The organism is Haematobacter missouriensis, assembly GCF_000740775.1.
In the GTDB taxonomy this organism is placed as follows: Bacteria; Pseudomonadota; Alphaproteobacteria; order Rhodobacterales; family Rhodobacteraceae; genus Haematobacter; species Haematobacter missouriensis.
On record NZ_JFGS01000022.1, the window covers coordinates 53,064 to 67,894 of the forward strand.

At 66.4% G+C, this 14,831-nt stretch carries 13 protein-coding genes; 10 read left to right on the forward strand and 3 right to left on the reverse strand.

Annotated features, from left to right (window positions below):
* Positions 1-57: 57 nt before the first annotated feature.
* The 10 genes from dprA (at position 58) to CG51_RS13315 (ending at position 11,345) form a co-directional block, all read left to right on the forward strand.
* On the forward strand, positions 58-1,236 hold the full coding sequence (gene dprA, locus CG51_RS13270) for a DNA-processing protein DprA (protein ID WP_035745797.1): 1,179 nt from the start codon (positions 58-60) through the stop codon (positions 1,234-1,236).
* Positions 1,237-1,579: 343 nt separating this feature from the next.
* Positions 1,580-1,825 (forward strand): glycine zipper 2TM domain-containing protein, encoded by a 246-nt coding sequence (locus CG51_RS13275; protein ID WP_051930578.1) that lies wholly within the window; start codon positions 1,580-1,582, stop codon positions 1,823-1,825.
* A gap of 13 nt (positions 1,826-1,838) precedes the next feature.
* Complete coding sequence (locus tag CG51_RS13280; protein WP_035745752.1) at positions 1,839-2,195, forward strand: EF-hand domain-containing protein; 357 nt, start codon at positions 1,839-1,841, stop codon at positions 2,193-2,195.
* A 117-nt stretch (positions 2,196-2,312) separates the two neighbouring features.
* Complete coding sequence (gene topA / locus CG51_RS13285) at positions 2,313-4,958, forward strand: type I DNA topoisomerase (protein WP_035745753.1); 2,646 nt, start codon at positions 2,313-2,315, stop codon at positions 4,956-4,958.
* An 82-nt stretch (positions 4,959-5,040) separates the two neighbouring features.
* The gene (locus CG51_RS13290) at positions 5,041-5,766 is read left to right on the forward strand and encodes a CoA transferase subunit A (protein ID WP_035745755.1); all 726 of its coding nucleotides are present in this window, start codon (positions 5,041-5,043) and stop codon (positions 5,764-5,766) included.
* Entirely contained in the window at positions 5,766-6,413 is a 648-nt protein-coding gene (locus CG51_RS13295; protein WP_035745757.1) for a CoA transferase subunit B, read from the forward strand. Before CG51_RS13290 ends, CG51_RS13295 begins: the two co-directional genes overlap by 1 nt.
* On the forward strand, positions 6,406-6,699 hold the full coding sequence (locus CG51_RS13300) for a GNAT family N-acetyltransferase (RefSeq protein WP_035745759.1): 294 nt from the start codon (positions 6,406-6,408) through the stop codon (positions 6,697-6,699). Before CG51_RS13295 ends, CG51_RS13300 begins: the two co-directional genes overlap by 8 nt.
* A gap of 993 nt (positions 6,700-7,692) precedes the next feature.
* Positions 7,693-10,161: a ligase-associated DNA damage response DEXH box helicase gene (locus CG51_RS13305; protein ID WP_084695191.1), complete on the forward strand. Its 2,469-nt coding sequence runs from the start codon at positions 7,693-7,695 to the stop codon at positions 10,159-10,161.
* Between the two features lie 8 nt (positions 10,162-10,169).
* A complete protein-coding gene (gene pdeM / locus CG51_RS13310; protein WP_416171658.1) occupies positions 10,170-10,823 on the forward strand; it encodes a ligase-associated DNA damage response endonuclease PdeM in 654 nt (217 codons plus the stop codon).
* 81 nt (positions 10,824-10,904) lie between these two features.
* Positions 10,905-11,345: a PaaI family thioesterase gene (locus tag CG51_RS13315; RefSeq protein WP_035745762.1), complete on the forward strand. Its 441-nt coding sequence runs from the start codon at positions 10,905-10,907 to the stop codon at positions 11,343-11,345.
* A gap of 295 nt (positions 11,346-11,640) precedes the next feature.
* Here the strand turns inward: CG51_RS13315 and folD are convergent, their stop codons facing one another.
* The 3 genes from folD to CG51_RS13330 all read right to left on the reverse strand — a co-directional run bounded on the left by folD (position 11,641) and on the right by CG51_RS13330 (position 14,644).
* Positions 11,641-12,534 (reverse strand): bifunctional methylenetetrahydrofolate dehydrogenase/methenyltetrahydrofolate cyclohydrolase FolD, encoded by an 894-nt coding sequence (gene folD, locus CG51_RS13320; RefSeq protein WP_035745764.1) that lies wholly within the window; start codon positions 12,532-12,534, stop codon positions 11,641-11,643.
* The gene (locus CG51_RS13325) at positions 12,531-12,890 is read right to left on the reverse strand and encodes a chorismate mutase (RefSeq protein WP_084695192.1); all 360 of its coding nucleotides are present in this window, start codon (positions 12,888-12,890) and stop codon (positions 12,531-12,533) included. Before CG51_RS13325 ends, folD begins: the two co-directional genes overlap by 4 nt.
* Before the next feature lie 83 nt (positions 12,891-12,973).
* The gene (locus CG51_RS13330) at positions 12,974-14,644 is read right to left on the reverse strand and encodes a formate--tetrahydrofolate ligase (protein ID WP_035745766.1); all 1,671 of its coding nucleotides are present in this window, start codon (positions 14,642-14,644) and stop codon (positions 12,974-12,976) included.
* Positions 14,645-14,831 lie beyond the last annotated feature (187 nt).

Consider the following 14,831-nt stretch of genomic DNA (forward strand, 5'->3'; position numbering starts at 1 on the left):
ACGTTCTTCGGCGACAGTGGCTCCCGTGGTGCAGGATGGAGCCTGACGATGAAGGATATGCCCAGCCCTCTCCCCAACCCTCTGTTGGCGGAGGAGGAACGGTTCGCGCGGCTCAGGCTGATCCGATCGCCCCGGGTGGGGGTTTTGACCTTTCGGCGTCTCCTCGCGGAACATGGCTCCGCGCTTCGGGCATTGGAGGCGCTTCCCACACTTGCGGCGGCGTCGGGCGCGCGGGACTACCGCCCCGCGGGCGGAGCGCTCGTGCGGGCGGAAATCGCTGCCGGTCGCGCAGCAGGCGCTCGCCTTCTGTTCGAGGGAGAGCCCGACTACCCGCGCCTGCTGGCCGAAATCCCGGATGGGCCACCGCTCCTCTGGGCCCTCGGTGACATTTCCCTTCTGAGGAGGCCGATGGTGGCGCTGGTCGGCGCGCGCAATGCATCCAGCCTCGGCATCCGCATGGCACGACGGCTTGCAGGCACGCTGGCTGAGGCCGGGTTTCCGGTCGTCTCCGGCCTTGCCCGCGGCATCGACACCGCCGCGCATGAGGCGGCACTTCCCCACGGCACGATCGCGGTTCAAGCAGGAGGGATAGACGTGATCTATCCCCGTGAAAACACTGATCTGGCGTCCCGGATCGGTCGCTCCGGCCTCCGCCTGAGCGAGCAACCCCCGGGGATGCAACCGCTTGCAAGGCACTTCCCCCAGCGCAACAGGATCGTCTCCGGCCTCAGTCATGCCGTGGTGGTGGTGGAAGCTGCGCCCCGTTCCGGCAGCCTCATCACCGCGCGGAACGCGCTGGATCAGGGGCGGGAGGTGATGGCTGTTCCCGGTCATCCGCTGGATGAACGCGCGGGTGGCTGCAATCTGCTCATTCGGGAGGGAGCGCTTCTGGTGCGGGGGGTGGAAGATGTGATCGCAGCGCTCGCAGCGCTTCCCGATCAACTCCTGTGTCCCGGCACAGCGGAATCACGGCGGCCAGTTGCACCCATCTGTCACGCAGGCCCCGACCTTCGGACGCGGCGCCCGCGGCCTGGCGGGGCCGTGGTCGCGGCCGCCCGGGGCGATGCTCCGCTTCCTCACCTCATTCTGGATCGGCTGAGCCACAGTCCCGTGCCGGAGGATCAGGTGCTCCGCGATCTCGGCATCAGCGTGGGAGAGGGCGCGCCCGCCCTTCTCTCTCTTGAACTGGAGGGACGTGTGTTCCGTCATCCGGGTGGCCTGCTAAGCCGGGCATGACGCGCGACAAGAGCATGCATGTCGTTAGATCGGGCATCTACGCCATTTTCCTGAAGGATGCCGGCTGCGAAGGTAAGGGGAGGCAGCGCCTTTCGCCGGCGCGTAACGCCCTCCTGCTGCCCGGGTGTCCTCACGACGACGAAGAAGAGCACGTGACCGCTTTCTTCCATCCGGCTCCGCAAACCCTCCAGCGTGGCCGACAGAGCTTCGCGCCCAGGGCGGCTGTCCATGGCGGCTGTGTTGACGCGCGATGTGCCGCTCGCATTTGACTCGTTCCGTGGCTGCGTCACCTTGAGGGCATGGCAGACGCGCCCGGTCGCGTCGAAACTCAACGGAGGATGATATGTTGAAACGAACCGGATTGCTGTGTTGCGCCGCGGCACTCGCCCTCGCGGCCTGCGGCCCGACGACACCGGAAGAAAGCGCCTATCGTCAGCATGAGGCCGGATGTATCGCGGGCAGTGTGACGGGTGCCGTGTTGGGCGCCGCGCTCGGCAACGCCTTCGGCGGTGGGACGGGTCGCACGATCATCACCGCGACCGGTGCAGCGCTCGGCGGTCAGGCCGGTAACCAGCTGACCTGTGGCTGAGGGAGAGACAAGAATGAACCGCAAACTGATCCTCGCCTGCGCCGCGACGCTTCTCGCGACGCCCGTGCTCGCGCAGTCCGAAGGCGTCGGCGTAATTGACGAACGCGTCCTCCAGCTCATGGATGCCAATGGCGACGGGGTCGTCACCCGAGCCGAAATGCAGGCTTATGCAGAACGGGCCTTCACGCAGCTCGACACCAACGGCAACGGGCGGCTTGAACCGTCGGAGACGAGCCAGGTCCTGTCTGCCTCCCAGTTCCAGATCATGGACAAGAACCGCAACGGCTGGCTCTCGAAGAAGGAGTTCATCGATCAGATCATGGCCGATTTCGCCTCCGCCGACAAAAACGGCGACGGCGTTCTGCGCTGATTTGCGCACGGGGGGCGGCTGCCGTGCCGCCGCCCCCCGGTTGACAAGCGGGGCGTCCCGTCACATGTAAGCCGCCGCGCGGCCGACACTCACACCTGCGCCGCGGCAGGAGGATGAATGGCCGTCGTCGTCGTCGAATCGCCCGCCAAAGCCAAGACCATAAACAAGTACCTTGGCCCCGGTTTCACCGTTCTGGCCTCTTACGGGCATGTACGCGACCTGCCGCCGAAGGATGGCTCCGTCGATCCCGAACACGATTTCTCCATGAAGTGGGAGGTTGCCTCCGACAGCAAGAAACATGTCAAGGCGATCACCGACGCGCTGAAGGATGATGACACGCTGATCCTCGCTACCGACCCTGACAGGGAGGGGGAGGCCATCTCTTGGCACCTGAAGGAAGCGCTGTCGAAGGCGATCGCCAAGAAGAAGGTCTCCCGCGTGACCTTCAACGCCATCACCAAGGATGCCGTCACCAAGGCCATGGAGGCCCCCCGCGACGTGGATATGGAGTTGGTGGAGGCCTATCTCGCCCGCCGCGCGCTCGACTATCTTGTGGGGTTCAACCTCTCGCCGGTGCTATGGCGCAAGCTGCCGGGGGCCAAGTCGGCGGGCCGGGTGCAGTCCGTCTGCCTGCGGCTCATCGTAGAGCGCGAGATGGAGATCGAGGCGTTCCGTGCCCGCGAATACTGGTCCGTAACGGCCGTGCTGGTCACACCGCGGGGGCAGGAATATCAGGCGCGCCTGACCGTTCTGGGCGGCAAGAAGCTCGACCGCTACGACATTCCGACGGCAGAGGCAGCGGAGATCGCGGTGCAGGCGATCCGATCCCGCGACCTGACGGTGCAGGGTGTCGAATCGAAGCCCGCGAGCCGCAACCCCTCCCCGCCCTTCATGACCTCCACTCTCCAGCAGGAAGCGTCGCGCAAGTTCGGCATGGGCGCGCGGGCCACGATGACGGCGGCCCAGCGGCTCTACGAGGCGGGCTATATCACCTATATGCGGACCGACGGGATCGACATGGCCCCGGAGGCGGTCTCCGCCGCACGGGCCGAAATCGGCCGGCGGTTCGGCAAGGACTACGTGCCGAACAGCCCGCGGCTCTACAAGAACAAGGCCAAGAACGCGCAGGAAGCGCATGAGTGCATCCGCCCGACCGACATGTCGATGTCGGCTGACAAGCTCGGCGTCTCCGAAACCGACCAGCGGCGGCTCTACGAACTGATTTGGAAGCGGACCATCGCCAGCCAGATGGCCAGCGCCCGGATGGAGCGGACGACCGTAGATGTCACCTCCGCGGATGGTCAGGTCGGCCTTCGCGCCACCGGGCAGGTCGTGCTGTTCGACGGATTCCTCAGGGTTTACGAGGAAGGCCGGGACGATGATGGCGACGAGGACGGCGCCCGGCTGCCGCAGATCATGCAGGGCGAACCCGCGGAAAAGCGCGACATCCAGCCCGAGCAGCACTTCACCCAGCCGCCCCCCCGCTACACGGAGGCGACCCTCGTCAAGCGGATGGAGGAGCTGGGGATCGGTCGGCCCTCCACCTATGCCTCCATCGTCACGACGATCCAGGACCGGGAATACGTCCGCAAGGAAAAGAACCGCCTGATCCCGGAGGACAAGGGCCGGCTCGTCACCGCCTTTCTGTCCAACTACTTCCGCCGTTATGTCGAATACGACTTCACCGCCGATCTGGAGGGGCAGCTCGACGACATCTCTGCCGGGGAGCGGGATTACAAGGATGTGCTGGCGCGATTCTGGAAGGATTTCTCTGCCGCGCTGGAGGGCACGTCGGATCTGCGGATCTCGGAGGTGCTCGACAAGATCGACGAGGTTCTGTCCCCGCATCTCTATCCGCCAAAGGCCGACGGCTCAGATCCGCGGCTCTGCCCGCTCTGCGGCAAGGGCGATCTGCACCTTAAGACCGCGCGGTTCGGCAGCGCGTTCATCGGCTGCTCCAACTATCCCGAATGCCGCTACACACGCCCCCTCTCCGCTCCCGGCGGGGATGAGGAGGCGTTGTCCGCCGATGGCCGCATCCTCGGCAATGACGAGGCGGGCCTGCCGATCACCATCCGCACCGGACGCTTCGGCCCCTATGTGCAGCGGGGGGAGGCGTCGGAGGACGTGCCCAAGCCGCCCCGCGCATCGCTGCCCAAAGGTTGGGCGCCGGGCGAAATGACGCTCGAGAAGGCACTCCAGCTTCTGGAACTGCCCCGGCCCATCGGTGACCACCCGGAGGACGGCGTGCTGGTGGAGGCGGGCATCGGGCGCTTCGGACCTTACGTCAAACACGGCACCACCTATGCCAACCTGCCGGATGTGGAAGAGGTTTTCACCATCGGCATGAACCGTGCGGTGGAGGTGCTGGCCCAGAAAGCCTCCCGCGGACGCGGCGCGGCCAAGGCGGCGCCACTGAAGGAACTCGGGGAGCATCCCGACGGCGGCCCCGTACAGGTGATGGCAGGGCGCTATGGCCCCTACGTCAAATGGGGCAAGGTCAATGCGACCCTGCCAAAGGAAGTGCAGCCGGAGACCGTCACGCTGGAGGAAGCGCTGCCCCTGATCGCCGCGAAGGCCACCAAGGGGGGCAAGAAGGCGGCACCGAAGAAAGCGGCAGCCAAGAAGGCTCCGGCAAAGAAAGCGCCGGCGAAAAAGGCCACCGCAAAAACGGCCACCGCAGAAACGGCACCTGCTAAGACGGCTGCCGCGAAAAAGCCGGCGGCAAAGACTGCTACAAAGAAAGCCGCCTCCAGCGAGTGAGGGGGGCCCTTGCTGCGGGCGCATTGACATGCCCCGCCCCCGTTGCCACAACTTCCGCGAGGGAAACGGACGGGAGGACCGGATGGGGAAGATCTACGGCAACGCTCAGGAGGCTCTCGACGGCCTACTGTTCGACGGAATGCTGATCGCCGCGGGCGGTTTCGGCCTCTGCGGCATCCCGGAACTCTGCATTTCCGCGATCCGGGACGCAGGCACCAAGGAACTGGTCATCGCCTCCAACAACTGCGGGGTGGATGAATTCGGGCTGGGCCTGCTTCTCCAGACCAAGCAGATCCGCAAGATGATCTCCTCCTACGTGGGCGAGAATGCGGAATTCATGCGGCAATACCTGTCGAACGAGATCGAGGTGGAGTTCAACCCGCAGGGCACGCTGGCCGAGCGGATGCGCGCGGGCGGAGCAGGCATTCCCGGATTCTACACCAAGACCGGCGTCGGCACGATCATCGCGGACGGAAAGGAACACAAGGACTTCGACGGAGAGACCTACATCCTCGAACGCGGTCTGGTCGCCGATCTCTCCATCGTGAAGGCGTGGAAGGCCGACGAGACGGGCAATGTCGTTTTCCGCAAGACGGCACGCAACTTCAACCCGCCCGCCGCGACCTGCGGCAAGATCTGCGTCTGCGAGGTCGAGGAGATCGTACCCGTCGGCTCTCTCGACCCGGACGAAATCCACCTGCCGGGCGTCTATATCCACCGGCTGATCCAGGGCCACCACGAAAACCGCATCGAACAGCGCACCACGCGCGCGCGCCCGGCCTCCGCCGCGGCAGGGGAGGAAGTCTGATGGCCGGCGAGGTGAAGAAGGGCTGGGACCGCAACCGCATGGCCGCGCGCGCCGCGCAGGATCTGCAGGACGGCTGGTATGTGAACCTTGGCATCGGCATTCCGACGCTGGTCGCGAACTACATCCCCGAGGGCGTGAACGTCACGCTGCAATCGGAAAACGGCATGCTCGGCATCGGCCCATTCCCCTATGAGGGCGAGGAGGATCCCGATCTCATCAATGCGGGCAAGCAGACGGTGACGGCGCTTCCGCAGACCGCCTTCTTCGACAGCGCGCAGAGCTTTGCCATGATCCGGGGTGGAAAGATCGCAATGGCCATTCTCGGTGCCATGGAAGTGTCAGAGACGGGTGATCTGGCCAACTGGATGATCCCGGGCAAGCTGGTTAAGGGCATGGGCGGGGCGATGGATCTTGTCGCCGGTGTGAAACGTGTCGTCGTCGTGATGGATCACGCGAACAAAGCGGGTGAGTCGAAAGTTCTAAAGGAGTGTACGCTCCCGCTCACCGGCAAGGCGGTGGTGGACCGCATCGTCACCAACCTCGGAGTGCTTGACGTGGTGCCGGGCGGCCTGAAGCTTGTGGAGCTTGCAGATGGCGTGACCGAGGCGGAGCTTCGGTCCCTAACGGAGGCTACGATCGTTGACTGACACGAAAATCGAAAGAGAAGTCTCGGGCAGCAGGGGCCGCTATGTGATGAAAAAGGACGGATCGGAGGCGGAACTGACCTATTCCATTGCCTCTCCCCGTCTCATCATAGCAGACCATACCGGAGTGCCTCCCGCCTTCCGGGGCGAGGGCATCGGCAACGCACTGGTGGAACGGCTGGTCAGTGACGCGCGGGAGGAAGGGGTAAAGATCTACCCCACCTGCCCGTTCGTCATCGCGTTCCGGCAGCGCCACCCCGAATGGGCCGACGTCTTCGCCGAGGACTGATCCCTTCGCATGAGAGGGCGGATCCCTCCGGGTCCGCCGCGAGATATCCCGACCGGCGGCTGAACGCATGTACAGAGTGCGATCCGGGACCGTCGCCCGGCGGGGGTCTTTATCTCTCCGCATGTGGATATTCGCGGCCTGCCGTGAGATACTCCCCCGCCAGGCGTGAGAGTAAGAGCTGTCGCCCGGCAGTCGTTATCGACGCGCTCGAGATACGGATGCCGGCGGCATGCCGCGAGATATCCCGGCCCACTGCTGAATTCTTGCATGGAGTGGGATCAGGGACAGTCGTCCGGCGGCGGTCCGGAATGCTGCGGATGAGAATAAGTATATCTGCAGTCTGCCGCGAGATATTCCGCCGCACGGCTGACGCCCAGCGCGGGTGCGAGTAAGAACTGTCGCCCGGGGGTCATTATCGACGCCCTCGAGATACGGATTCCCGCGGCTTGCTGCAAGATATTCCGGCCCGCGGTTGAGCCCCAGCACGCTGTGCGGGCAAGGACCGTTGCCCGGTGGCGATCCTGATTGCAGGAGACGTTTCTGGATCGCCGGGTGAATGCCAATCGCGTGTCAGGAGCTTGGTCTGGGTATTGCAGGAGGCAATGCCTTTGCGTTGACCTTCCGGCGGACGACGGAGCAGGACGTAGTCTGCGGCGTCGTCACTCCACCCGTTCCCTGGATCGTCCCGTCAGTGGTCGGGGCACGGCGAGGCGCGAGGTTGCGCCTCGCAAGCGGGATAGTCGCGTGGCGGACGGGCAGGCGCTTCTGCGGCGCAGGCGGAGGCGTGACCCGGTCGGCGTGGAGCAGGCCAGCGCTTCTGACGCGAAAGCGGGACAGACGGCCTTCTGCCGGTGAGCCGGAAAAGGGAGAACCCACCCACGACGCCGCCGAGAGGCCACTTCGGCAGAAGCCACCATGCGGAACGAAAACCCAGCCCCTCAAACACAACGCAGACCACTCGAAGCCGGGCGAGCGCGCTCCTAGATAGGGGGGATGAGCGCTCTTCCACCCCCCTTCCACGACTGGTTCTCCGCACGGGGCTGGTCTGTCCATCCGCATCAGCGGTCGATGCTGGAACATGCGGGGGAGTCGGCGCTGTTGCTCGTTGCACCGACGGGCGGGGGCAAGACGCTGGCGGGTTTCCTGCCGTCGCTCATCGACATCTCCGCTGCGCCGAAACCCGGTCTCCACACGCTCTATGTCTCGCCGCTCAAGGCGCTGACCGCGGACATAAGGCGCAACCTTCTCCGTCCGATCGAGGAGATGGCGCTGCCGATCCGGGTGGACGACAGAACCGGCGACACCAGCCAGACCCGCCGCAAGCGGCAGCGCGCAGACCCGCCCCATATCCTGCTCACCACGCCTGAAAGTCTGGCACTCATGCTGTCCTATGAGGATGCGCCACGGGTTTTCGCAGGGCTGAAGCGGGTGATCGTCGATGAGATCCATGCGCTCGCGGACTCGAAGCGCGGGGATCAACTCATGCTGTCGCTTGCACGGCTGGAGATTCTGGCGCCCGGTCTCCGGCGGGTGGGCCTGTCGGCCACGGTGGAGGATCCGCCCGCGCTCGGCCGCTTTCTCGCCCGCCATCCGGCGACCTGCCGGATCCTTGCGGCCGATCCCGGCCCAGACCCGGACATCGCCATGCTCGCGACCGATGTCCCGCCCCCCTGGGCAGGCGGCGGCGGGCGCTATGCCATTCCCGCGATCCTGGAGGAGGTGAAGCGCCATCGCACCACCCTGATCTTCCACAACACGCGGGCACAGGCGGAACTGTTCTTCCGCGATCTGTGGCTGGCGAACGGGGACGACCTTCCCATTGCCATCCACCACGGCAGCCTCGCACGGGAGGCACGGGAGCGGGTGGAGGCAGCGATGACGGCGGGAGCGCTCCGCGCCATCGTCTGCACGGGGAGTCTTGATCTCGGTATCGACTGGGGCGATGTCGATCTGGTCATTCAGGTGGGTGCGCCGAAGAACGTCAAGCGCCTCGTTCAACGGATCGGGCGAGCCAACCACCGCTACAACGCACCGTCCAAGGCGCTGCTGGTGCCCGCGAACCGGTTCGAGGTGGTGGAATGTCAGGCCGCGCTGGACGCGATGCGCGATCATGCACTGGACGGGGAGCCGCGCGGCCCTGGCCCGCTCGACGTGCTCTGCCAGCATATCGCGGCCACCGCCGCCGCCGGACCCTTCGATGCGGACCGGCTTTACGCGGAGGTAGTGACCGCCGGGCCTTATGCGATGCTGAAGCGGGCCGATTTCGACGCCTGTCTGGATTTCACCGCGACGGGCGGCTATGCGCTCCGGGCCTATGACCGCTGGCAGCGGCTCCGGCAAGGGCCGGACGGCCTGTGGCAGCTTCGCGATCCGCGGAGTGCGCAGACCATCCGCATGAACCTCGGCACGATCATCGACACCGACAAGCTGCGCGTCCGGTTCCGCGGGCAGGGCCAGCCGCTGGGGGAGGTGGAGGAGGCTTTCGCCGCCACGCTGACACCCGGCGACACCTTCCTGATCGGTGGTCAGGTGGTGCGCTACGAAGGTCTGCGCGACCTGACTGTGGAGGTGAGCCGCAGCCCCGGCGCCGATCCCAAGATCGCAGTGTACGACGGCACCAAGTTCGCGACTTCCACCCTGCTGACCGACCGGATCCTCGACATCTTCGCCCGGCGCGACTGGCCCGGTCTTCCGCACCACACGGCAGACTGGCTGGCGCTGCAACGCGACATCTCCCGCCTGCCCGAACGCGACCGGCTGCTGATCGAATGCTTCCCCCATGACGGGCGCATCCATCACTGCATCTACGGTTTCGCGGGGCGGAATGCGCAGCAGACGCTCGGCCTCCTGCTCACGCGGCGGATGGAGGAGGAGGGACTTGGCCCGCTGGGCTTCGTCGCCACCGATTACGCCACGCTGATCTGGGGGCTTGAGCCCATGACAGACGCCGCCCCGCTGTTCGACCGGACAAGGCTCCGGGAGGGGTTGGAGGGCTGGTTGCAGGGGAATGCCGTGATGAAGCGGTCCTTCCGCGCGGTCGCCACCATCGCCGGGCTGATCACCCGCAACCTGCCCGGTCAACGGAAATCGGGGCGGCAGGCGACCTTTTCCTCCGATATCCTCTACGACACGCTCCGCCGCTATGACCCGGATCACCTGATGCTCCGCGCCACGCGGGAGGAGGCGATGCGCGGGCTGGTCGATTTCGGCCGGATCGAGACCATGCTCGACCGCGTGGGCGACCGGATCGACCTCGTGCGGCTCGACAGAGTGACCCCGCTTTCCGCGCCGCTGATGCTGGAGCATGGCCGTGTCCCGATCGACGGCGCGGGGCGGGAGCGTCTTCTGGCCGACAGGGCGGGGAGGTTGCTGGAGGAGGCCGGCCTAGCCGACCTGCAACTCGCCGGCCTGCAAATCGCCGACTTGCGAATCCCGGATGTGCAGGCCAAGAACGGAGCATGAACGGTTTCATGTTTCAGCTTCAGGGCGCCCGGCTGACGGCCCTCTCCTCCGGTGCGCTGTGGTGGCCGGAGCAGGGACTGCTCACCGTGTCGGACCTTCATTTCGGCAAGGCGCGGCGCGCGGCCCGGCGGGGGGGCCAGCTTCTGCCGCCCTATGAGGTGGCCGAGACGCTGTTCCGTCTGGAGACGCTGGTGGATGCGCTCCGCCCGACCACGGTGATCGCGCTTGGCGACAGTTTCGACGATGCCGCGGCGGCGGATGAGATCGATGAGGAGGAGCGGCTCCGCCTGCTCCGCCTGATGGCGGGGCGCCGCTGGCTCTGGGTGGAAGGCAACCACGACCCCGGGCCCGTGGCGCTTGGCGGCGCGCATGTGGCGGCGGTGACGGTGGGGCCGCTGGTCTTCCGCCACATCGCGGAAGAAGCCAGTGGCGAGGTTTCCGGCCATTATCATCCCAAGGCCCGTCTGGGGCTGGGCGGCACCAGCGTCTCCCGCCCGTGCTTCCTGATCGACGGCACACGGGTCATCATGCCTGCCTTTGGGAGCTACACCGGCGGGCTTGGCTGCAGAAGCCCGGTGCTTGCCTCCCTCATGGCACCCGGCGCGCTCGCCGTGCTCACAGGACCTTTGGCGCGCGCCGTGCCCATGGCGGCGGTTGGCTGAACTTCCGCTTTCCCCGGCGGGAAAAACCCGCAATTGTCTGACAGAAAGAGGGATTGTCTGACAGAAAGAGGGAGGGACCGGATGGATACCGCGACAGAGCCGCTGGAGAGCCGTATCCGCGCGAGCTTCGCGCGGCAAACGATGCTCGCGACGCTGAAGGCGACGCTGGATGAAGTGACGGAGGGCCGCTGCGTCATCTCCGCCCCCCTCCTGCCCGAGACCCGCCAGCAGCATGGGGCGGGCCATGCGGGGGCCACGTTCACGCTGGTCGATACGGCGGCAGGCTATGCGGCACTGACGCTCATCCCTCCTGGCTCGGAAGTGATGACGGCGGAAATGAAGATCAACCTGCTCTCCCCCGCCATCGGCGAGCGACTGATCGCCACTGGGGAGGTCGTGCGTGCCGGACGGCGGCTCATCGTGGTGCGCGGCGAAGTGTTGGCGGAGGAGGCGGGCCGAACCCGCACCATCGCCATCGTGCAAGGGACGATGATCCCGGTCGATCCGCCCGCGGAGCCCTGACACCCCGCATCCGCGCAGGCCCTCGCCAGCGGTCGCGGGCCCTCTTCCCCGACAAGGCGAGTAACTTCGCAGGCTGTTGAGAAAGGTTTCCAGCTCTGCGTTGGAGCTGAAATCTTTCGCAATAACAAGAAATCCGGCCGGAAATCTGCATGTTTTAAGTCGTTCCAGAGCCGGTTTCCGGAGCACAGGCACGAGACTTCTGAACTTTTTCAGCAGCCTGACAAACCCGGATGGCTCCTGTGATACCGCCTCGCTGCCCCGCACCCGGCACCCATTCGGGGCCGCGCGTCGGGCCTCAGAGCGTCAGCCCCTCCGGCTCCGCCAGCCCGTTCGCCCGTGCGCAGGCGGTGAGCGTATTGGCGAGAAGGCAGGCAATGGTCATAGGTCCGACGCCGCCCGGCACGGGAGTGATCGCGCCCGCGACCTGCGCCGCCTCGTCAAAGGCCACGTCGCCCGCCAGCCGTGTCCGCCCCTCGCCCGCGTCGATGCGGTTGATGCCCACGTCGATGACAACGGCCCCCGGACGGATCCAGTCGCCCCGGACCATCCCGGGACGGCCCACCGCCGCCACGAGGATCTCCGCTTCGCGGCAGAGCGCGGGAAGGTCGCGCGTCCGGCTATGAGCGACGGTGACTGTGCAGCTTTCCCGCAGCAGAAGCTGCGCCATCGGCTTACCTACGATGTTGGAACGCCCGACGACGACCGCCCTTCGCCCCGCCAGATCGCCCATCTGGTCGCGGAGCAGCATCAGGCAGCCGAGCGGCGTGCAGGGGACCATCGCCTTTTGCCCGGTGGCGAGACGCCCCACGTTGATGACGTGGAAACCGTCCACATCCTTCGCCGGGTCGAGGGCGTTGATGACCCGCGCCTCGTCCATATGACGCGGAAGGGGAAGCTGGACGAGAATGCCATGCACCGCGGGATCGGCATTCAGCCGGTCGATGAGCGCGAGAAGCTCAGCCTCCGGCGTCTGGGACGGCAGGCGATACTCGAAGCTCTCCATCCCCGCAGCACGGGTCTGGACACCCTTGTTCTTCACATAGACCTGACTGGCCGGATCCTCTCCCACCAGAACCACGGCGAGACCGGGGATGATATCCGCCTCTGCCCTGATCCGCGCGACTTCCACCGCCACACGTTCCCGGATGCCGGCGGCGAAAGCCTTGCCGTCGATGATCTTTGCCGTCATTCCGTCTGTCCTTCCGATGGGCTGGCCAATGGGCTGGTCGGTGGGTTAGCCGAGGAATTGGCCGATGGGCCAAGCACCTGTTCCTCGCGCGCGATGGACCAGTCTATGAGCCGCCGCCAGAGCGCCTCCGCCAGGTCGGGGTCCAGGCCCAGCTCCGTGCCCGCGCGGCGCACATTGGCCACGACTTCCTCCACCCGCGCCTCGATACGGGCGGGCAGGCCTTCCGCCGGTTTCAGCTGCGCGGCACGGTCGATATAGGTCGCGCGGCGCACCAGAAGGGCTACGATCTCACGGTCCAGCGTGTCGATGGCGGACCTGAGCTCGACCATCGACAGGCAGTCCTGCGGCTGTTTCAAGGCGGTCTCCCGCGCTGTGGGCGATAGCGCCTCTTAGCCGGTGGAATACCGCCTTGCAATCGGCCCCGGCACCGAAAGCGGATTCAGAACAGCCCCTGAATGTTGCCATCGCCATCCAGCCGGATGGTTTCGGCGGCAGGGTGGCGCGGCAGCCCGGGCATCGTGCGGATCTCTCCGCAGAGGACGACGACGAAACCCGCCCCCGCCGACAACCGCACTTCCGTCACCGGTAGGGTGAAGCCGGTCGGCGCGCCCCGGAGCGCAGGGTCGGCGGAGAAGGAATACTGCGTCTTGGCCATGCAGACCGGCAGGTGGCCATAGCCCTCCTCCTCCCAGCGGCGGAGCTGACTGCGGGCCTGCTCGGGCAGGCTCACGTCGGCGGCGCCGTAGATCTGGCGGGCCACGGTGGCGATCTTCTCCTCCAGCGGCAGGTCGGCAGGGTAGAGCGGCCTGAACCGCACCTCGCCGGACCGCGCGATCTCCGCCACCCGGCGGGCGAGCGGCAGAAGCCCCGCCGAGCCATCGGCCCAGTGGGTGCAGGGATAGGCCTCCGCCCCCGCTTGCCCCGCCGCCTCGATCAGCGCCTGCGTCTCCTGCGGCGTGTCGGAGGAGAAATGGTTGATGGCGACCACCGCAGGCACGCCGAACTTCCGAACGTTCTCGATATGCCGCACGAGGTTGGCCGCGCCCCGCCGCACGGCCTCCACATCCTCGCGCCCCAGATCCTCGCGCGCGACGCCGCCGTGGAACTTGATGGCCCTGACCGTGGCCACGATCACCACCGCGTCCGGCTTCAACCCCGCCGAGCGGCACTTGATGTCGAAGAACTTCTCCGCCCCGAGATCGGCCCCGAAACCGGCCTCCGTCACCACGAAATCGGCGAGATGGAGCGCTGCCCGCGTTGCGACGACGGAGTTGCAGCCATGCGCGATATTCGCGAACGGCCCTCCATGCACGAAGGCCGGCGTATGCTCCAGCGTCTGGACGAGGTTGGGCTGCATGGCGTCCTTGAGCAGCACCGCCATCGCCCCATCGGCCTTCAGGTCGCGACAATAGACCGGCGACCTGTCGCTGCGGAAACCGATGACGATACGGGCGAGCCGCTCCTCCAGATCCGCCAGGTCCTCCGCCAGGCAGAGGCAGGCCATCACCTCGGACGCCACGGTGATGTCGAAGCCCCCCTCGCGCGGATAGCCATTCGGCGCACCGCCGAGGCCAAGGACCACCTCGCGCAGCGCACGGTCGTTCATGTCCACCACACGCTTCCATGCCACGCGCCGCTGGTCGATCCCCAGCGCATTGCCCCAGTAGATGTGGTTGTCGATCATCGCGGACAACAGGTTGTGCGCCGCTCCGATGGCATGGAAATCCCCGGTGAAATGGAGGTTCATGTCCTCCATCGGAATCACCTGCGCATAGCCGCCGCCCGCTGCCCCGCCCTTCATGCCGAAGGAGGGGCCGAGGCTCGCCTCGCGCAGGCAAATCGCCGTCTTCTCGCCGATCCGCTGCAACCCGTCGCCCAAGCCGACGGTGGTCGTCGTCTTGCCCTCGCCCGCAGGGGTGGGATTGACGGCGGTGACAAGGATCAGCCGACCCTCCGGCCTGCCGTCCAGGGTCTTCAGATAGGCGGGATCCAGCTTGGCCTTGTCACGGCCGTAAGGGATCAACGCTTCCGGCGGGATGCCGATCCGGGCGCCGATCTCTGCGGGGGGCAGCTTTTCCGCTGCTCGGGCGATGTCGATATCGGACAGCACGGGGTCTCTCGCTTGCTCGCTCCTGTTGGCAGCGGTTCTGGCCGATGGCGGGCCGCTTCGCAAGCCGCGTCTGGTCGCCAGGCGCGCGGAGGGTGGATGACTCCTGCCCAAGTTTCCGATATGTTAGCGCTAACCAAGCTGATTATCGGGGAGAGGCCCATGACGACGACGGTAGCGATCAATGGTT